The following is a 17,733-nucleotide window of genomic DNA, read 5'->3' on the forward strand; positions in this document are numbered from 1 at the left end:
AGCTGGGACACGAGAGGGTCTCACACGCCTGCGTGGCCGTTACCCGATCGTGTTCTGCGAATGTGACAGACCGCACATTACGGTCAGGTAAACTCGCTGAACCGGAGGGCGGCAACGGAGCCGCGGCCAAGGGGGGAGCGGCGATGAGTGCTCGAAAGTCCAGTGCGCTGGCCGAACTGATGCCACCGGGCCGCGCCATGACGGTCCGCGCCGCCGACGGAACCCCCTTGCACGCCCAAGTATTCGGTCCGCCGGACGGCTACCCGATCGTCCTGACGCACGGCTTCGTCTGCGCCATTCGCGCCTGGGCTTTCCAGATCGCCGATCTGGCAGGCGAATACCGGGTGATCGCCTTCGACCACCGTGGACACGGTCGCAGCGGCCTGCCGCGCCGCGGCGGTTACAGCCTCAAACACCTTGCGTCGGACCTGGATTGCGTGTTGGAGGCGACGCTGGCCCCGCACGAGCGCGCGTTGATCGCCGGGCACTCGATGGGCGGGATGACCATCCAAGCCTGGTCGCAGCGTTACCGCCACAAGGTCGCTCGACGCGCCGACGCCGTCGCGCTGATCAACACGGCCAGCGGTGACCTGCTGCGCCAGATCAAGCTGCTGTCGGTACCGCGGGGACTGTCCCCGGTCCGCGTGATCGCCGGTAGAACGCTGATCAACGCCATCGGCGGGTTGCCGCTGCCCAGCGCGGTCCGGATACCCAGCCAATACATGGTCGCGCTGATGGCGACCGGGGCCGAGGCGGACCCCGGCGTCGTCGAGTTGGTCTACGAGTTGTTCGCCCAGACGTTGCCCGCCGGGCGCGGCGGCTGCGCGCGGATGCTCATCGACGAGATGGGTTCGCGCCACCTGAGCCTGGACGGGCTCACGGTGCCGACGCTGGTCATCGGCAGCAAGCGCGACCGGCTGACACCGATCAGCCAGTCGCGCAAGATCGCCGGCGCCGCCCCCAACGTAGTGGGTCTCGTCGAGCTGCCCGGCGGGCACTGCTCGATGCTGGAACAGCCCGAAGCGGTGAATCAGCAGCTGCGCGGGCTCGCCGAGTCGGTGCGGGCCCGGCACGACCGGATCCGTCTGATCAGCTCATAGCAGCGCGGCCACCTCGGCGGCCGCACGCCGCCCGGACCGCACGGCTCCGTCGAAATAGCCGGTCCATTCGTCGGCCGTCTCGGTGCCCGCCCAGTGGATCGGGCCGACGGGCTTGCGCAGCACTCGACCGTACTTCGTCCAGGATCCCGGCGGCACCGCCGCGGTAGGGCCGCCCGGTGCGAATTCCTCGGTCCCCCAACGGAAATCGGTGTAGTCGATGGGTGTCAGAGCTTCGTCGCCGTACAGCGAGGCGAAGCACCGCAGCGCATCACCGCGACGCTGCTCGAAGGTGAGCGAGTCGAACGCGCGCGGGTCGACGAAGCCCAACAGGATGCCGGGCCCGTCTTGCGGGCTGACATCGAAGGTGATGAACACCGGGCCCTTGTCGAGCAGCGCCGAACCGGAAAATCCCCTGGCCCGCCAGAACGGCGTCTCGTAGGCCGCATACGCCTTGCTGAGTCGGCCCTGCGGCCAATGCTCGGCGAGCTCGGTGTATTCGGGGGGCAGCGGGGGAGTGAATTCGATCGCGGCGCGATGGGCGGGTGGGATCGCGACGATGACGAACCCTGCCTCGGCCTGACCCTGGTCGCTGGTGACGGTCACACCCGAGCCGTGCCGTTCGATGCGCCGCACCGGTGCGTCCAGCACCACTCGATCGCCGAGTTCGGCGGCCGCCCGGTCGGCGATCTGCTGCGTGCCGCCGGGGATGAGGTCCTGCTGTGCGCCGTTTTCGGTGTCCAGCAGTCGGTTCAGGCCGCCGGCCGCGCGTACGTACCGGGCCGCGTGCAGCATGGATACGTCGTCGGGTTCACAGCCCCAGGTGACCCGGGTCATGATCGCCATCAGATCCTGCGAGGATTCGGTGGCACGTACCGCGCGTAGCCACTGACCGAGGGACACACTGTCCAACTGCCCGGCCTGTCTTGCCGTCCACGGCGACGTGACGGGAACCGTGCGGGAGATCCGCTCGAACTGCCATTGCAGGCGGGCGATATCGAGCAGGCCGATCAGCGAGAGCCGGGGAATGGTTCCGCTGTATGCGCGCGCCGCGCCGCGCCAGTGGATCACGTTGTTGCCGTCGTGATAGGTCGGCACCGTCGGCAGCCCGAGTTCGTCGATCAACGCCAGCACGGCATCCTGGGTGGGGCCGACGAACGAACCGCCCCGGTCGATCGGCAGTCCCGCGACCGTGCCGGTGAACGAGCGGCCCCCGACGCGGTCTCGGCCCTCCAACACCAGCACGTCGTGCCCCTGCCGGGTCAGCTCGCGGCCTGCGGTCAACCCGGCGAAGCCGGCGCCCACCACGACAACGTCGACATTCCACGCCGGGTTCGTCACGTCTGTCAGTGAACCGCACGTCAGGGAGCGACCGTCAACCAGTCGGCGAATCCCGACGGGTCGTGGCGGCCCAGTGCCCCGTGCTCGTACAGACCCCAACCTTCCACCGGGTCCGCGTCGCCCTCCCGGCATACCGCGCGCCCCACGTGGTCGATGACGCCGAATCCGGACCGCCCGATGATGGCCGCGTCGGTCATGTCGTAGGTCAGGCGCTCGACGAACTTCTCGCCCTTCCAGGTGCCGTGCAGCCAGTCCGAGTCGCCGCCGTACCCGCCGCCGACGTGAATCGGCACCGGCAGTTTGGACTCGACGTCGAAATGGACGGGGGTGCCGTCGCAGGCGGTGGCGTCGATGGTCGCCCCGGTCGGGATGCGGGTGCCGGAACGGTAGTGGATCTTGACCCGCGGCCAGCCCAGCTGCTCGACCCGTCCGTCGCGCCAGACCCGGGTGCAGTCGTTGAGCGAGCGGAACCCGTTCGGCTCCTCCTGGATGATCAGCACGATCGCGAAGTCCTCGAACGCCATCGGGACATAGAGCCACCACATGCCCTCGAACGGCGGGTCGGCCGGCCGGCCGGCCGGCTCGGCCTCCCCGATCGGGCGGATACCCCAGGACCGGTCGCGGCTGCCGATCCAGGTCGCCGGGTCGACATCGATGGTTTCGCCGTCGATCGCCAGGTGCCCGCTCCAGCTGCCCAGCTGCGCGAACCGTTGGGCATGCAGCGTCACCCGGTTACCGGTCCGCAGGATGTGTGGCTGCTCCTGCACGACGTCGAACAGGCCTTCCCAGGTGAGATCGGCTGCGACGCCTTCTGTTTCGTCGAGCACGATCCGAATCTTGCGTAGCGGCTCGATGACCTCGACCCGGTAGCCGTTGACGTGCTGGTGCAGCCGGTCCTGATCGATGGCGTCCGAAACGTGCACCGCGGTTTGAGTGTCGCCGCGGCGGACGAGCAGGAAGGCGTCCTTGACCCCGAGGTTGGGGTAGTAGCCGATGCCGGTGATCACGAAGATATCGCCGGTGCGGTCGTGGGCGTTGAAGTAGGAACGGTCGTAGAAGTTGCGGTCCGAGGAGCCCGGCCACGCGATCGGCTGCGGGACCTGGTGTACCGGGTATTCGTCGAGTGGGCCGAGCATTATTGCTCCTCTCCGATAAGGCGTTTCATCAAACCGGCGTGATAGAACAGCGACTCCACCTCGTCGGGTTTCTCGGTTTCGCCGAAGTGAATGCGCCGCGCTCCGGTGCGCATGAAGACGCAGGCCCACATGATGCCGCAATACACGTAGAACCACTGCAGGTCGTCGAGTTGCACGCCGGTGAGCCCTCGATAGGTGTCGCGCACGTCTTCCTCGCGCATCACCTGCGGCAGTCCCGGCAGCGTCGCCAACCCGGCAAGTTCCTCGAACACCTTGTGCGCGAATATCATCCACGCCACGTCGAGTTCACGTGGACCCAACGTCACCATTTCCCAGTCCAGCACCGCCACCGGGGCGAAGTCGCGGTACAGCACGTTGCCCACCCGGGCGTCCCCCCACAGCAGGACGGGCTCGCGCTGGTCGGCTCCGGCGGGCCAATTGGCTTGCAGCCATTGGAGACTGCGCTCCACCAACGGCGAACGCCCGATGTCGGGGACGGCGAAGTCGTACCAGGACTTGACCCAGTTGAAATGCCTGCGCAGCGCGGTGTCACCGGTCAGTCCCTCGGCGAGGAAACCAAATGTCTTCTCCGCGTCGGGGATCGAGTGCAGGGTCGCCAGAATCCCTACCGACGCGTCCTGCAGCTTCCGTTGTTGCTCGACCGGCGCGTCGGCGAACCAGTTCCCGCCGAACGTATACGGCATCACATCGGGCGGGACCACGCCCTCGACGTAATCCATCAGAAAGAACGGCGCACCGAGCACCTCGCCGGTGTTCTCGATCCAGCGCACCTGCGGGACCGGCACGTCGGTCAGCTCGCCGACTTGGCGAATGACCTCGAATTGGTGATCGAGGCGATAGGTCGGAAACACCGGAACGTCTTCGTTGGTGGGGGCGACCCGGGCCACTAGCTTCTGTTCCTGCCCGTCCCAGCGGGCGGTCAGGATGATCGTCTCCGATGACATTCCGGTGGAGTCGACGCCGCTTTCTACGGTTATCTCCGGTGCCGTGGGCAATTTCGTCGACAGCCACTGCGACAGCAGCTGCGGAACGGTCGTGGTGTCGCGGCTCGAGCGTTGCATGCGGCCGACATCTTCGACCGCCGGTTCATTGGCCACGGAATGCTTCCTTCGCGAGATAATTACGATACGGTAGGTAGCGTTATGAAAGCAGACGTGCCATCCCTTGACAAGGCCTCCGGCGCCGGCCGGCCGCGGGATCCGCGCATCGACTCGGCCATCTTGGCGGCGACGTCGGAACTGCTTGTGCAGATCGGATATTCGAACCTGAGCCTGGCCGCGGTCGCCGAGCGGGCCGGGACCACCAAGTCGGCACTCTATCGGCGGTGGTCGAGTAAAGCCGAGTTGGTTCACGAGGCCGCCTTCCCGGTCGCGCCGACAGCGTTGGAAACCCCGGCCGGCGACTTCGCCGCCGACATCCGGATGATGATCGAGGCGACGCGCGACATTTTCACGACTCCTGTCGTGCGCGCCGCATTGCCGGGACTTCTTGCGGACATGACCGCCGACCCGTCGTTGAACGCCCGCGTGATGGCACGTTTCGCCGGCCTGTTCGACGCGGTCCGGGTCCGGCTGCGTGAGGCGGTTGAGCGTGGAGAGGCGCACCCGGACGTCGAACCGGGCCGTCTCATCGAGTTGATAGGGGGAGCCACGATGCTGCGAATGTTGTTGTACCCCGAACTCGACGACGCCTGGGTGGACCAGACGACCGCCATCGTCGTGCACGGAGTCAACAGGTGACGGCGATCGTCACGGGCGCCAGCCGCGGGCTGGGCCGGGCGATAGCCGTGGCCCTGGCGGCCGACGGCGCTGCGGTGGCCGTCGTCGGTCGCACCGAGGAGGTCTGGGACGAGCGCCTGCCCGGAACGATCGGCGAGACGGTCGCCGAGATCGAGTCGTCCGGCGGCCGTGCGGTGGCCGTGCGCGCCGACCTGACCGACCGCGACGATGTCGCCCGCCTGGTCTCCGAGGCGCGGGAAGCCTTGGGGCCCATCACCACGCTGGTCAACAACGCGGCCTTCACCGCACCGGGGCGACCGGGTGCGCAGCGTCGCGCCAAAGCACCCAACACCAAGCCCGACTGGCCGGGCTTCGTCAGTGTCCCGTTGGCGGCCTATCGCCGGCACTTCGAGATCTCGATCTTTGCGGCGTACGAACTGATGCAATTGGTCAGCCCGGACATGATCAACGCCGGCGGCGGCTCGATCGTCAACATCACCTCGATCGCGTCGCGGCTGCCCGGCGATGGCCCCTATTCCGACCGCGGCGTCGGAGTGCTCCCTGGATACGGCGGGTCCAAGGCTGCGCTCGAACACCTGACCCAGTGTGCGGCTTTCGACCTCGCCGACTACAACATCGCGGTCAACGCGCTGGCGCCGTCCAAACCGATCATGACCCCCGGCCTGTCCTACTACGCGCGCGACTTCGACGACGTCAGCTCGGCTGACGAATTCGCCCAGGCCGCAGTGCAATTGACGCATGTCGACCCGCGCGTGATCACCGGACGCACCATCGGTCACCACCAGGTGCTCGACGGCAGCTTCACCCCGTTCAAGGTCTGACGTGTTAGGCGGCATGTCGGTCGATCAGTGTGACGGTGATGGCGGCTTCGATTTCGCTGCAGGCTGCGAGCCACCGCGGCCGGGATCGGCCCATAGCCGTCCAGGTGCGCCGCCGCGGCGCCGTCGCCGAGCAATGTCTCGTCGGACATCACCAGGTTGACGGCGACCGGGGCCCGTACCTCGGCAGGACTTCCGGTGACGCGCTCCATGAGAGTGTCGGCCATGACCTGACCTCGGGACCGGCCGTCGAAGGTGGTGTCGGCGGCGCGGCGCAGTGCGGCATAGACCCCGACGCCTTTGGCGACCGGCAAGAGAGCGCTGACGCAGACCATGGTGTCGGGTGCGGGCCGGATCGTCACGGTGCGGTCGGCCTCGGCGTTTGCGGCGCGGTCGACCACCGCGCGCGGATCGAGCCGATAGGCGATGGCTTTGGCCGCCGCCACTATCTTCCGATCACCCAGACCGTCCAAATCGGCCTGATCGGAACACATTTCGCGGTCCAGGGTGCGCCGGTCCTCGACGTCCAGGCAGGCTGATTCGCGCACGATCAGAGTGGCCCGCCACTCCGAGAGCGCCCCAGCCTCCAGGGCGGCCAGGGTATGGGGCATTTCGTGCACCAACGCGTGGGCAAAACCCAGATGCCGGCTGCCCCGAACCGGTGAGTCGTGGCGAGCCAGCGCGATCTCGCTGGCCAGCCCGCGGCCCTGTTTGCGGGCAGGTACACCGGCGGCGGCCTCGGCGCTGCGGCGACACGTCGCCAGCGCGGCGGTGAGGCGGGCCTGTTCGGCGGCCGCAGCGCTCTTGCCGAGTTCAAGCGCAGTGATCCGCGCGATCAGCTCGGCCTCCAAGACCTGCTGGTCGCCATCACTTAAACCGGTGCTTCGAACATATGTTCGACTATACCACCGATGTCTGCGGCCGGCACCCCACCAGGAACTCTGGTCGGCGACCGCTCTGGACCCCGGCGTCTCGTCGCGGTTAGCCTTCGGGCTATGGGGCGAGTCGACAAGCCCACGGGACGCGTCCTCACGGTGATCGCCCTGCTGATCGTGGTCGCCGCGGCACTGCGCGGATACCTGCCCGCCCAGCACGGAACGCGCCTGAGGGAAGCCGGCGGAAGTCCCGCGGCGCTGATGTTCCTCGCGGCGGCAATCGCAGCCACGGTCGGCCTGCTGGCGTTCTCGATCATCGCCCGCCTGCGCGACCCGCGCACCGCCGCACCCAGCACCGTCGACCTGTCGGAAATGCTGGGCAAGGACACCGCCCGGCCCAGTTGGCGAATAGTGCTGATCGCACTCGCGGTGATCGTGGCCTGGTTAGTGCTCGCGATCGTGCTTTCCCGCCTCTTCACCCCGCCCGATGTGGGACTGGAAGTGACGCAACCGAAGAATGTCCCGACGACGGGCAGTCCGGGCACCAACCCGCCGGTCAAGCAACATCCACAGCACAAGAACAGCGGCGACATGCTCGGCATCCTGCTTGCGACCGTGCCGGTGCTGCTGATGTTGTTCGTCGGCAGTGCGGTCGCTTCCCGACGGCGAGGAGTCGCACCGGTTGACACCGTCCGCGACGGCGACGCCGCCGAACCCCGGCCGCCGGAGAATGCCTCCGAAACATTGTTGCGCGCAGCAGAAGTCGGACTGGCCGAGATGGCAGATCTCAGCCGCGAACCACGCGAAGCGATCATCGCCTGCTACGCGGCAATGGAACGCGAATTGGCCAACGTGCCCGGCGCAGTCCCCCAGGCGTTCGACACTCCGACCGAAGTGCTGGCTCGTGCCGTCGAACACCATGCGCTGCGTGCCGACAACGCGATGCAACTGGTGAACCTGTTCGAGGAAGCGCGGTTCAGTCCGCACGTGATGGACGAAGGGCACCGTGAGACCGCGGTCCGGCTACTGGAGTTGGTGCTCGACGAGATAACACCTCGATCGGGTCTGCGGGCATGAAAAGGCTTGTGGTAACCGGCGTTTTACTCATCCTGGGAATCGAGGCACTCGCCCTGATCGTGCGCGATCGTGGTTTCGTGCTCGCCGCGACGGGAATTGGCGCGGCCTTGGTCCTGCTCAACATCCGCAGGGTCCTCGGGCACCCGAACGAGCCTGTCGCCGAACCGGACTCCGACGATCCCGGGGACGGGCTGCGCCGCTGGTTGTCCAACACCGAGACGACGATCCGCTGGTCGGAGTCCACCCGCGCAGACTGGGACCGCCACCTGCGCCCGATGCTCGCCCGTCGCTACCAAATGGCCACCGGCCAACGACACGCCAAGGATCCCACGGCGTATAGCGCAACCGGCGAGATGCTGTTCGGCCCGCAGCTTTGGGAATGGGTCGATCCCAACAACGTCGGGAATGCCGACAGCCACCGACAATCGGGACCCGGTCGCGAGGCGCTCGAAGAGATCCTGCGAAGGTTGGAGCAAGTATGACGATGCCCGCGGCGACAACCACCGCCAATTGCGAGGCGGTACTCGACGAGATCGAACGCGTCGTGGTAGGCAAGCGGCCGGCGTTGACGCTCATCTTGACCGCAGTCCTGGCCGGCGGTCACGTCCTGATCGAAGACCTACCCGGGCTGGGCAAGACGTTGATCGCGCGTTCGTTCGCCTCGGCGCTGGGGCTGGAGTTCACCCGCGTGCAGTTCACCCCGGATCTGCTGCCGGCCGACCTGCTCGGCTCGACCATCTACGACATGCAGTCCGGCCGTTTCGATTTCCGCCGCGGACCGATCTTCACCAACCTGCTGCTCGCCGACGAGATCAACCGCACCCCGCCCAAGACGCAGGCCGCCCTGCTCGAGGCGATGGCCGAGGGACAGGTCAGCATCGACGGCCAAACCCACCGGCTGCCCACGCCGTTCATCGTCCTGGCCACCGACAATCCGATCGAGTACGAAGGCACCTATCCGTTGCCGGAAGCGCAACTGGACCGGTTCTCGATCCGGCTGGAACTGCGTTACCTCTCCGAGCAGGACGAGGCGGCGATGCTGCGCCGACGGCTGGATCGCGGTTCGGCGCAGCCGACGGTGAACCAAGTGGTCGACGCACACGATCTGCTGGCGATGCGCGAATCGGTCGAGCAGGTCACGGTGCACGAGGACGTTCTGCGCTACGTCGTCTCGCTGGCCACCGCGACCCGGCACCACCCGCAGGTTTCCGTCGGGGCCAGCCCGCGTGCCGAACTGGACCTGGTACAACTCGCCCGCGCCCGTGCGCTGCTGCTCGGTCGCGACTACGTGATCCCCGAAGACGTCAAGGCTCTCGCCACCGCCGCTGTCGCACACCGCATCACGCTGCGTCCGGAGATGTGGGTGCGCAAGATCCAGGGCGCTGACGTGGTAGGCGAACTACTGCGGCGGTTGCCGGTTCCGCGGGCCAACGGTGGATCGGTGTGATCCAGACTCGGGAAGTCGAGTTGCGCTGGCGTGCTTCGCAATTGACCCTTGCGATCGCCACCGGCGCCGGAGTGGCGCTGGCGGTCGCCGTGATCAGCGGGCGCTGGCAGTTGATCGCTTTCGTCGCACCGCTGCTCGGGGTGCTGTGCTCGCTGGGTTGGCAGCGGCCGGCCCCGAACGTGCAGGTACACGCGGACCCGGATACCCAACGGTGCTTCGAGGGTGAAGACGCAAAGATAACGGTCTGGAGCACAACGGATTCCGAGGACGCGGTCACAGCCCTGACGGTATCGGCGCTACCTGGCATGCAACTCGATGTGGTGGATGGCGGCCAGGGAAAATCGGTGACCGCGGTCACCCATCGGTGGGGGCGCTATCCGATCACGGTTCGCGTGGACGTGGTGGCGCGCGGTGGTCTGGTGCGGGGGACCGGGACCGCTGACGTCTCCGCCGTCATCGTCTTCCCGCTGACACCGCCGCAATCGACATCGATTCCGCAGACCGAGCTGCTCGATCGGTTGGGTGCCCATCTCACCCGCCATGTCGGTCCGGGCGTCGAATACGCCGACATCCGCCCTTACGTTCCCGGAGATCAACTGCGCGCGGTGAATTGGGCGGTCAGCGCACGCCGGGGCCGACTGCATGTCACGCAACGGCTGACCGACCGCGCGGCTGACGTGGTAGTGCTCATCGACACGTATCGCCAGCCGGCGGGACCCGCGACCGAGGCCACCGAGCGCGTGGTGCGCGGCGCCGCCCAAGTGGTGCAGACGGCGCTGCGTAACGGAGACCGGGCCGGGATCGTCGCGCTGGGCGGCAATCGCCCGCGCTGGCTGGGCGCCGACATCGGGCAACGGCAGTTCTACCGGGTGCTGGATACCGTGCTCGGTGCCGGTGAGCAGTTCGACAACGCCACGGGCACATTGGCGCCCCGCGCCGCCGTCCCGGCGGGTGCGATCGTGTTCGCGTTCTCCACCCTGCTCGACACCGAATTCGCTTTGGCGCTCATCGATCTGCGCCGGCGCGGTCATGTGGTGGTGGCCGTGGACGTCCTCGACGGCTCACCGTTCGAAGGTGAACTCGATCCGCTGGTGGACAAGATGTGGACGTTGCAACGTTCGGCGATGTACCGCGACATGGCCACCGTTGGTGTGGATGTGCTGTCCTGGCCCGGGGATCGCTCGCTGGAACAGTCCTTGGGCGGGCTGCCCGACCGCCGCCGCCGGATCCGGCGTCAACTGCAGGGCAGGCACTGAAGATGCCGTCGCGCGCACAGAGCATTGTTTCCGCGGCGTTCGGCTTGCTGATGGTGGGATTGGCTGCCGCCGGCTCGCACGGACCGGTGCTGGTGTTGGCGGCGACGGCGGTGCTGGCAGTGGGAGCGGGAACGATAAATCGCTCGGCCGCAACGATTTCCGTGCTGCTGACGGTAGCGGTCATCGTCGGCGCCGATACCCCGCAGGTATTCGCCGCGCTGTCCGGGCTGTGTGCGGCGGGTTACCTGCTGAGCCGTCATCTGGCCACATCGCCGGCGACGCTCGTCGGTGCAGTCGGGTTCACCTTCGTCGGCTTGGTCGCGACGTCGTTTCCGCTGCAACTGCCGTGGTTGCCGCTATTGGCTCCGCTCGCGGTTTTGGCGATCTACGTGGTGGCTACCCGGCCATTTCTGAATTGAGACCGGCCGGGGGCAGGATGTTGGCGCCAGACAGGCGGCGCCGATGTTCAGCCAGCGCCGGTGCTCCGGCACCTCATGCGGAGTAATTTGCTAGCCGCCTTTTCCCGCTCCAGCTCCTGTTTGGACACACCGCTGGTATCAAATAATTGCAATTACAAAGGTTCTAGTACGCTCCACCGCGGAACAAAAGGCGGTCGCCCACAACCGAACATCAACTTCAAGGGTCCGGTTCGTTTGACGCCGGTCAGGCGGCAGGCATTGTGCACTCGTCCATGAAGCGAAGCGGTGTGGACGTACCCGCACGACGAGATTCCATTGATTCGCGTGCGGAAACAATTTGCCGAATTCCCGATATCCCGCCTTCGACTTTCCTAGAGTCTTCATGGTGTTCGCGTTGACCGCGATCACTTCGCTCGCCTGCTGCATTCGCCCGTTGAAGGGGGACATCGGTCATGAGTTTCTTCGTATTGCCGCCGGAGATCAATTCGTTGCGGATTTTCGCCGGTGCGGGATCCGCGCCGATGTTGGAGGCCGCAGCGGCCTGGAACGGCTTGGCTGAGGAGTTGGCAACGGCGGCACAATCTTTCGCGTCGGTGACCTCGAGTCTGGCTGGACAGGCGTGGCAGGGTGCGGCGGCGGCGCAGATGGCTGCCGCGGCGGCTCCGTACGCGAGTTGGCTCTCCGCGGCGGCGGCACGAGCGGTGGGAGCGGCCGGTTCGGCCCAGGCCGTGGTGAGCGCATTCGAGGCCGCGCAGGCGGCGACCGTGCATCCATTGGCGGTGTCGGCGAACCGAAATGCGTTCGTGCAGTTGGTGGTCTCGAACCTATTCGGCCAGAATGCGCCGGCAATCGCGGCCGCCGAGAGCATCTACGAGGAGTTCTGGGCCGCCGACGTCGCGGCGATGGTGGGCTACTACAGCGGAGCGGCTGCGGCGGCGTCGCAGTTGGCTTCGTGGGTAACGAGCTTGCCGGCTCTGGGTCAGGTCGCATCCGGAGCCGCAGCCGCGGTGGCGGCGGCGATTCCGGCGATCAACACGGGCTTGGGCAACATCGGTACGTGGAACCTTGGCGGGGGCAACCTGGGCGACTTCAACCTGGGGAACGGCAACTTCGGCAGTGTCAACCTGGGTAGCGGAAACACTGGCAACCTGAACTTCGGCGGCGGAAACTTCGGTTCGTACAACTTCGGTTTCGGAAACAACGGTTACATCAACCTGGGCCTCGGAAATATTGGCCAGTCCAACCTCGGTTTTGGAAATAACGGTTTCGGCAACATTTTCGGCTTCGGGAACTCCGGTAACGGCAATATCCTTGGCGGGAACCTCGGTAGCACGAATTACGGTAGCGGGAATTTGGGTTCCTTCAACCTGGGTAGCGGCAACCTGGGATTCAACAATATCGGGTTCGGCAACAACGGAAACCTGAACTTCGGCTTCGGCAACAACGGAAACAACAACATCGGCTTCGGGCTCACCGGCGACAACCTGATCGGCATCGGCGCGCTCAACTCGGGTCTCGCCAACTTCGGGTTCGGGAACTCGGGCAACAACAATGTCGGCTTCTTCAATTCTGGTGACGGCAACTTCGGCTTCTTCAACTCAGGTGACGGCAACTTCGGCATCGGCAACTCGGGAAACATCAATACCGGCTTCTGGAATGCGGGCAGCTTAAACACCAGTTTCGGCAATGCCGGCTTCCAAAACTTCGGTCCGGGTAACGCGGGTGACTTCAACATGGGTCTCGGTAATGCCGGCGGTGGAAACGTGGGACTCGGCAACGCGGGATCATCGAATACCGGCATGTTCAACACCGGTAACGCAAATACGGGCAGCGCCAACTCGGGCTACTTCAACACCGGGTATGGCAATTCAGGTTGGACCAATACCGGGTTGCTCAACTCGGGCGACCTGAACACCGGCCTAGGTAGCTCGATCACGCCGGCGGGCGTCACTTCGTCCGGCTTCGGCAACACCGGAACTGGAACCTCAGGCTTCTACAACAGCGGTGATCTTTCGTCTGGCTTCCAGAACGTCGGTGCCAGCAACAACTCCGGGTTCCATAACTTCGGTGACGGCAACGTCGGCATCAACAATGCGGGCACCAACAATGTCGGTTTCTTCAACACTGGCTCGGCCTCGAGCGGCATCCTGATTTCCGGTACCGGAGGTTCGGGTGTCGGCCACGCCGGCAGCTTCAGCAGCGGCCTGTCGAACTGGGGCAACGGCAGCGCCGGAGCCTTCAACCGCGGCGACGGCCAGGCGGGGATCTTCGGTCCGGCCAGTACGCCCGCGTTCCTGCTCGACCTGGGACCGCTGGCCCCGATCGTCAGTGCAGTGTCCGCACCGGCCGCATTCGGGCTGCCCGCCATCAACACCGGCCTGGGCAATTTCGGCGACTGGAACCTCGGTGGTGGCAACATCGGCAACTTCAACCTGGGCAGCGGGAACTTCGGCAATGTCAACCTCGGTAGCGGCAACATCGGCAACCTGAACCTGGGCAGCGGCAACTTCGGCTACTTCAACCTGGGCAGCGGCAATATCGGTCACACGAATTTCGGCAGCGGCAATAGTTTCGGCATCTTCAACTTGGGCAGCGGTAACTCCTTCGGTGACGGCAACTTCGGCATGGGTAACCGTTTCGGAAGCAACAACCTGGGCAGCGGCAACTCCGGCTCCTCCAACTTCGGCAACGGCAACCTCGGCGGTTCCAACCTCGGCAGCGGCAATCTCGGCTTCGGCAATGTCGGATTCGGAAACAACGGAAACTTCAACTTCGGTTTCGGCAATTTCGGCGATAACAACATCGGCATAGGGCTCACCGGTAATAACCAGTTCGGTATCGGTGCTTTGAACACGGGGCTCGGCAACCTCGGCTTCGGAAACTCGGGCAACAACAACATCGGCTTCTTCAACTCCGGTGACGGCAACTTCGGGTTCTTCAACTCCGGCAACGGCAACACCGGTTTCGGCAACGCGGGCGACGTCAACACCGGCTTCTGGAACGGTGGCTCGGTCAACACCGGCGTCGGCAACGGGGGCAGCTACAACTTCGGTGTCGGCAATGGTGGCAACCAGAACATGGGCATCGGAAACGGCGGCCATTACAACGCAGGCTCGGGCAACTCCGGCACCAGCAACACCGGCGACTTCAACGCCGGCGGAAACGCCGGACTCGGCGGCGGCGGCAACACCGGCTCGTTCAACTCGGGCAGCCTCAACACCGGCTACGGCAACGCGGGCAACCTCAATACCGGTCTGTTCAATGCCGGCGACGTCAACACCGCCATCGGCAGTAACCTGAACCAGCCCGGAACGACCTCCGGGTTCGGCAATACCGGCACCGGCAGTTCGGGATTCTTCAACACCGGTGACAACGTGACCGGATTCCAGAACGCCAACGGGATCGCCGCATTGCCGTCGTCCGGGTTCATGAACGCCGGCACCGCGCTGGTCGGGTATTTCAACACAGGTACTTACAACGTCGGTTTCACCAACAGCGGCGACAACAACACCGGTATCAACCTGTCGGGCCTCACGTTCAGTTCCGGCATCGGAAATTCCGGTTCGCTCTCATCGGGATTCTTCAACCTGGGCCAAGACAGCTCCGGGGTCGGCAACCGCGGCGACAACCAAGCGGGATTCTTCGGTCAGCCGTAGTCAGTTGCGCTGCGCCGCAACGAATATCACGAAAGCCCGGAAATTCGCCGACGTGCACCCTAGAGTCTGTGGGTACAGGCCGTGGGGGCGATCGCCCGAGCTCACGAGTTCAGGTGATCGGGGTCCGGCCTGGCCTACGTGAATCAGTGCAGCAACTGGCCCGCCTGCGCGGCCAGGTCGAGCACCGGCTGCGGGAAGACGCCCAAGGCGACGGTCACCAGAGCACATGCCGCGATGGCGATCTTGCTCAGAATGCCGGGCTCCGCGACCTGAGGAGTGTGGTCGGTCGGCTCGGTGAAGAACATCGACACGATGACCCGCACGTAGAAGTAGGCGGCCACGCCGCTGGAGATGACACCGATGATCACCAACGGCACAGCGCCACCCTCGGCGGCCGCCCGGAACACCGCGAACTTGCTGATGAACCCGCTTGTCAACGGGATGCCGGCGAACGCCAGCAGGAACATCGAAAGCATCACGCCCACAATGGGACTGCGTTGACCGAGGCCGGCCCAGTTGGCGAGCGAAGCGTCCTCCACCCCGTCGGCGTCCCGGATCAGCCCGACGATCGCGAACGCACCGACCGTGCTGAAACTGTAGGCAACCAGATAGAACAACGTCGCCGACAGGCCGGCGGAGTTGTCGGCGATCACACCGGTGAGGATGAAACCCACGTGTGCGACCGAGGAATAGGCCAGCATCCGCTTGACGTCGGTCTGGTTCACCGCGGTGACGGTGCCGACGGCCATGGTCAGGATCGAGATGCCCCACAGCACCGGCCGCCAGTCGGCGTGCAGCGGCGGCAACGCGACGTACACGACCCGCACCAGCGCGCCGAACGCGGCAACCTTGGTGGCCGCCGCCATGAACCCGGTGATCGGGGTGGGGGCGCCCTGGTACACGTCGGGAATCCAGGAATGGAACGGGACGGCACCGACCTTGAACAGCAGGCCCACCGCCAACAGCGCGACGCCGGCCAACGCCATCGTCGTATCGCTCTGCGCGGCAAGCGAATCGCGGATACCGGTCAGGGTCAGCGTGCCCGTGGCCCCGTACAGCAACGCCACCCCGTAGAGGAAGAACGCCGACGAGAACGCCCCGAGCAGGAAGTATTTCAGCGCCGATTCCTGGGACAGCAGCCGGCGGTGCCGGGCCAACCCGCACATCAGGTACAGCGGCAGCGACAACACTTCCAGCGCGACGAACATCGTCAGCAGGTCGTTGGAGGCGGGGAACACCATCATGCCGCCGACCGACAGCATTGCCAGGGGGAACAGCTCGGTCTGCGCGGCCCCGGCCCGCTCCGCTTCGCGTTCGGTGTCGCTGCCGGGAACCGACGATGCCTGCGGGGTAAAGGAATCCAGCCCGGCGGCCACCGCGACCTTGGTTCTGGATGCGACGTGCGCGCTGCGTTCGGCCATGAAGATGACCGCCAACACCGCGACCAACAGCACGGTGCCTTGCAGGAACAGTGCCGGTCGATCGACGGCGATCGAGTCGACCACCGCACTGAGGCCGGACGCGGGGATCGACCTGGCCACCGCGACGACGGCGACGAGAGCCGCGACGAGCCCGCCGAGGGTGAGCGCCACCTGGGCGCCGTAGCGGATGCGCCGTGGCAGGAACGCCTCTATCAACACACCGGCGATCGCCACACCGAAGACGATGAACATCGGTGACAGCAGGAAGTATTCGACGTGCGGGGCCTTGATCATCGGTGCGGTCCTTCGGCTCGCCGGGTTGCGCCGGTCATGGGCACGGTGGGCGCGGGATCATGCTGGCCGATGGTGCGCATGGTGTTGTCGACGGCGGGGTTGACGACGTCCAGTACCGGCTTGGGGTAGACCCCGAGCACCAGTAGCAGGGCGATAAGCGGTGCGACGACGATCATTTCGCGGCCCGCCAGGTCGCGGATCTTGTCGTTGCCCGCGGCCACCGGACCGGTCATCACCCGCTGATACAGCCACAGCATGTAGATGGCCGCCAGCACCAACGCTGTCACGCCGAACGCCGCGGCCAGCCAGTAACGGTTGAAAGTGCCCAGCAGGACCAGGAATTCGCTGACGAACGGCGCCAGGCCGGGTAGCGAGAGGGTGGCCATGCAGGACACCAGGAACGTGCCCGCCAGGATCGGGGCCACCTTCTGCACGCCGCCGTAGTCGGCGATCAATCGGCTGCCGCGACGGGAGACCAGGAAGCCGGCGATCAGGAACACCGCCGCGGTGGAGATGCCGTGGTTGAGCATGTAGAGCGTGGACCCGCTCTGGCCTTGGCTGGTCATCACGAAGATGCCGGCGATGATGAACCCGAAGTGTGAGATCGAGGTGTAGGCGATCAGGCGCATCATGTCGGTCTGACCGATCGCCGCGATGGCGCCGTAGATCACCCCGATGATGGCCAGCGTCACGATCACCGGCCGGAAATATGTTGAGGCGTCCGGGAACAACTGCAGGCAGTAGCGCAGCATTCCGAAGGTGCCGACCTTGTCCATCACCGCCGTGATCAACACCGCGGTCGCCGGGGTCGACTCGACCGCGGCGTCGGGCAGCCAGCGGTGGAACGGCCACAGCGGCGCCTTGACCGCGAACGCGAACATGAATCCCAGGAACAGCGCCTTGAAGACCGCGGGGTCGACGTTGCTGTAGCGGCCCCACTGCACGCCGGTGACGATCTCGCGGAAGTCGAAGGTGCCGCCGCCCCCGTGCTGCGCGGTCACGATGTACAACCCGATCACCGCGGCCAGCATGATCAGCCCGCCGAACAGGTTGTACAGCAAGAACTTCACCGCGGCGCGGGAGCGTCCGGCGCCCTGGCCGAACCCGCCGATCAGGAAGTACATCGGGATGAGCAT

The 17,733-nt window shown here is 65.8% G+C and carries 15 protein-coding genes and 1 pseudogene; 9 read left to right on the forward strand and 7 right to left on the reverse strand.

Features of this window, described 5'->3' with window-relative positions; all coding sequences use genetic code 11:
* Positions 1 to 143: 143 nt before the first annotated feature.
* The gene (locus tag AC5Y47_RS25090) at positions 144 to 1,100 is read left to right on the forward strand and encodes an alpha/beta fold hydrolase (protein WP_499946958.1); all 957 of its coding nucleotides are present in this window, start codon (positions 144 to 146) and stop codon (positions 1,098 to 1,100) included.
* Here the strand turns inward: AC5Y47_RS25090 and AC5Y47_RS25095 are convergent.
* From AC5Y47_RS25095 to AC5Y47_RS25105, 3 genes are read right to left on the reverse strand one after another with little or no spacing between them, the layout of a single operon-like run.
* The gene (locus tag AC5Y47_RS25095; RefSeq protein WP_499946959.1) at positions 1,095 to 2,438 is read right to left on the reverse strand and encodes a flavin monoamine oxidase family protein; all 1,344 of its coding nucleotides are present in this window, start codon (positions 2,436 to 2,438) and stop codon (positions 1,095 to 1,097) included. The two genes, AC5Y47_RS25090 and AC5Y47_RS25095, sit on opposite strands and share 6 nt — an antisense overlap.
* A 20-nt stretch (positions 2,439 to 2,458) precedes the next feature.
* Positions 2,459 to 3,574, reverse strand: coding sequence for an Rv3169 family protein (locus AC5Y47_RS25100; protein WP_499946960.1), 1,116 nt, complete (start codon positions 3,572 to 3,574; stop codon positions 2,459 to 2,461).
* Complete coding sequence (locus AC5Y47_RS25105) at positions 3,574 to 4,692, reverse strand: phosphotransferase family protein (RefSeq protein ID WP_499946961.1); 1,119 nt, start codon at positions 4,690 to 4,692, stop codon at positions 3,574 to 3,576. Before AC5Y47_RS25105 ends, AC5Y47_RS25100 begins: the two co-directional genes overlap by 1 nt.
* Before the next feature lie 45 nt (positions 4,693 to 4,737).
* Here AC5Y47_RS25105 and AC5Y47_RS25110 point away from each other — a divergent pair, with 45 nt between their 5' ends.
* Positions 4,738 to 5,334, forward strand: a complete 597-nt coding sequence (locus AC5Y47_RS25110; protein WP_499946962.1) for a TetR/AcrR family transcriptional regulator — start codon at positions 4,738 to 4,740, stop codon at positions 5,332 to 5,334.
* The gene (locus AC5Y47_RS25115; RefSeq protein ID WP_499946963.1) at positions 5,331 to 6,155 is read left to right on the forward strand and encodes an SDR family NAD(P)-dependent oxidoreductase; all 825 of its coding nucleotides are present in this window, start codon (positions 5,331 to 5,333) and stop codon (positions 6,153 to 6,155) included. Before AC5Y47_RS25110 ends, AC5Y47_RS25115 begins: the two co-directional genes overlap by 4 nt.
* A 59-nt stretch (positions 6,156 to 6,214) precedes the next feature.
* Here the strand turns inward: AC5Y47_RS25115 and AC5Y47_RS25120 are convergent.
* Positions 6,215 to 7,003: pseudogene (locus AC5Y47_RS25120) on the reverse strand (DUF222 domain-containing protein); the annotation flags it as partial.
* Positions 7,004 to 7,147: 144 nt separating this feature from the next.
* Here AC5Y47_RS25120 and AC5Y47_RS25125 point away from each other — a divergent pair.
* From AC5Y47_RS25125 to AC5Y47_RS25145, 5 genes are read left to right on the forward strand one after another with little or no spacing between them, the layout of a single operon-like run.
* The gene (locus AC5Y47_RS25125) at positions 7,148 to 8,104 is read left to right on the forward strand and encodes a DUF4129 domain-containing protein (protein WP_499946964.1); all 957 of its coding nucleotides are present in this window, start codon (positions 7,148 to 7,150) and stop codon (positions 8,102 to 8,104) included.
* Positions 8,101 to 8,586: a hypothetical protein gene (locus AC5Y47_RS25130; protein ID WP_499946966.1), complete on the forward strand. Its 486-nt coding sequence runs from the start codon at positions 8,101 to 8,103 to the stop codon at positions 8,584 to 8,586. The genes AC5Y47_RS25125 and AC5Y47_RS25130 overlap by 4 nt, the downstream gene beginning before the upstream one ends.
* Positions 8,583 to 9,551 (forward strand): AAA family ATPase, encoded by a 969-nt coding sequence (locus AC5Y47_RS25135; RefSeq protein WP_499946967.1) that lies wholly within the window; start codon positions 8,583 to 8,585, stop codon positions 9,549 to 9,551. The genes AC5Y47_RS25130 and AC5Y47_RS25135 overlap by 4 nt, the downstream gene beginning before the upstream one ends.
* On the forward strand, positions 9,548 to 10,807 hold the full coding sequence (locus tag AC5Y47_RS25140; protein WP_499946968.1) for a DUF58 domain-containing protein: 1,260 nt from the start codon (positions 9,548 to 9,550) through the stop codon (positions 10,805 to 10,807). The genes AC5Y47_RS25135 and AC5Y47_RS25140 overlap by 4 nt, the downstream gene beginning before the upstream one ends.
* A 2-nt stretch (positions 10,808 to 10,809) precedes the next feature.
* The gene (locus AC5Y47_RS25145) at positions 10,810 to 11,226 is read left to right on the forward strand and encodes a hypothetical protein (RefSeq protein WP_499946969.1); all 417 of its coding nucleotides are present in this window, start codon (positions 10,810 to 10,812) and stop codon (positions 11,224 to 11,226) included.
* A 138-nt stretch (positions 11,227 to 11,364) separates the two neighbouring features.
* Here the strand turns inward: AC5Y47_RS25145 and AC5Y47_RS25150 are convergent, their stop codons facing one another.
* Complete coding sequence (locus AC5Y47_RS25150) at positions 11,365 to 11,673, reverse strand: hypothetical protein (protein ID WP_499946970.1); 309 nt, start codon at positions 11,671 to 11,673, stop codon at positions 11,365 to 11,367.
* Positions 11,674 to 11,678: 5 nt separating this feature from the next.
* On the opposite strand from AC5Y47_RS25150, the gene AC5Y47_RS25155 reads away from it, so the two are divergent.
* The gene (locus tag AC5Y47_RS25155) at positions 11,679 to 14,882 is read left to right on the forward strand and encodes a PPE family protein (protein ID WP_499946972.1); all 3,204 of its coding nucleotides are present in this window, start codon (positions 11,679 to 11,681) and stop codon (positions 14,880 to 14,882) included.
* Positions 14,883 to 15,025: 143 nt separating this feature from the next.
* Here the strand turns inward: AC5Y47_RS25155 and nuoN are convergent, their stop codons facing one another.
* Both nuoN and AC5Y47_RS25165 read right to left on the reverse strand, forming a co-directional pair.
* Positions 15,026 to 16,597: an NADH-quinone oxidoreductase subunit NuoN gene (gene nuoN, locus AC5Y47_RS25160; protein ID WP_499946973.1), complete on the reverse strand. Its 1,572-nt coding sequence runs from the start codon at positions 16,595 to 16,597 to the stop codon at positions 15,026 to 15,028.
* Positions 16,594 to 17,733: NADH-quinone oxidoreductase subunit M (locus tag AC5Y47_RS25165; RefSeq protein ID WP_499946974.1), on the reverse strand; the 1,140-nt coding region annotated here is incomplete at its 5' end. The genes nuoN and AC5Y47_RS25165, both read right to left, overlap by 4 nt.

This window comes from Mycobacterium sp. NGS22, assembly GCF_059813095.1.

Excerpts from the sequence above, each read along its gene's own strand:
- AC5Y47_RS25090 (WP_499946958.1), top strand. The coding sequence starts at position 144 with ATGAGTGCTCGAAAGTCCAGTGCGCTGGCCGAACTGATGCCACCGGGC.
- AC5Y47_RS25100 (WP_499946960.1), bottom strand. The coding sequence starts at position 3,574 with ATGCTCGGCCCACTCGACGAATACCCGGTACACCAGGTCCCGCAGCCG.
- AC5Y47_RS25110 (WP_499946962.1), top strand. The coding sequence starts at position 4,738 with ATGAAAGCAGACGTGCCATCCCTTGACAAGGCCTCCGGCGCCGGCCGG.
- AC5Y47_RS25125 (WP_499946964.1), top strand. The coding sequence starts at position 7,148 with ATGGGGCGAGTCGACAAGCCCACGGGACGCGTCCTCACGGTGATCGCC.
- AC5Y47_RS25130 (WP_499946966.1), top strand. The coding sequence starts at position 8,101 with ATGAAAAGGCTTGTGGTAACCGGCGTTTTACTCATCCTGGGAATCGAG.
- AC5Y47_RS25135 (WP_499946967.1), top strand. The coding sequence starts at position 8,583 with ATGACGATGCCCGCGGCGACAACCACCGCCAATTGCGAGGCGGTACTC.
- AC5Y47_RS25145 (WP_499946969.1), top strand. The coding sequence starts at position 10,810 with ATGCCGTCGCGCGCACAGAGCATTGTTTCCGCGGCGTTCGGCTTGCTG.
- AC5Y47_RS25150 (WP_499946970.1), bottom strand. The coding sequence starts at position 11,673 with ATGTCCCCCTTCAACGGGCGAATGCAGCAGGCGAGCGAAGTGATCGCG.
- AC5Y47_RS25155 (WP_499946972.1), top strand. The coding sequence starts at position 11,679 with ATGAGTTTCTTCGTATTGCCGCCGGAGATCAATTCGTTGCGGATTTTC.
- nuoN (WP_499946973.1), bottom strand. The coding sequence starts at position 16,597 with ATGATCAAGGCCCCGCACGTCGAATACTTCCTGCTGTCACCGATGTTC.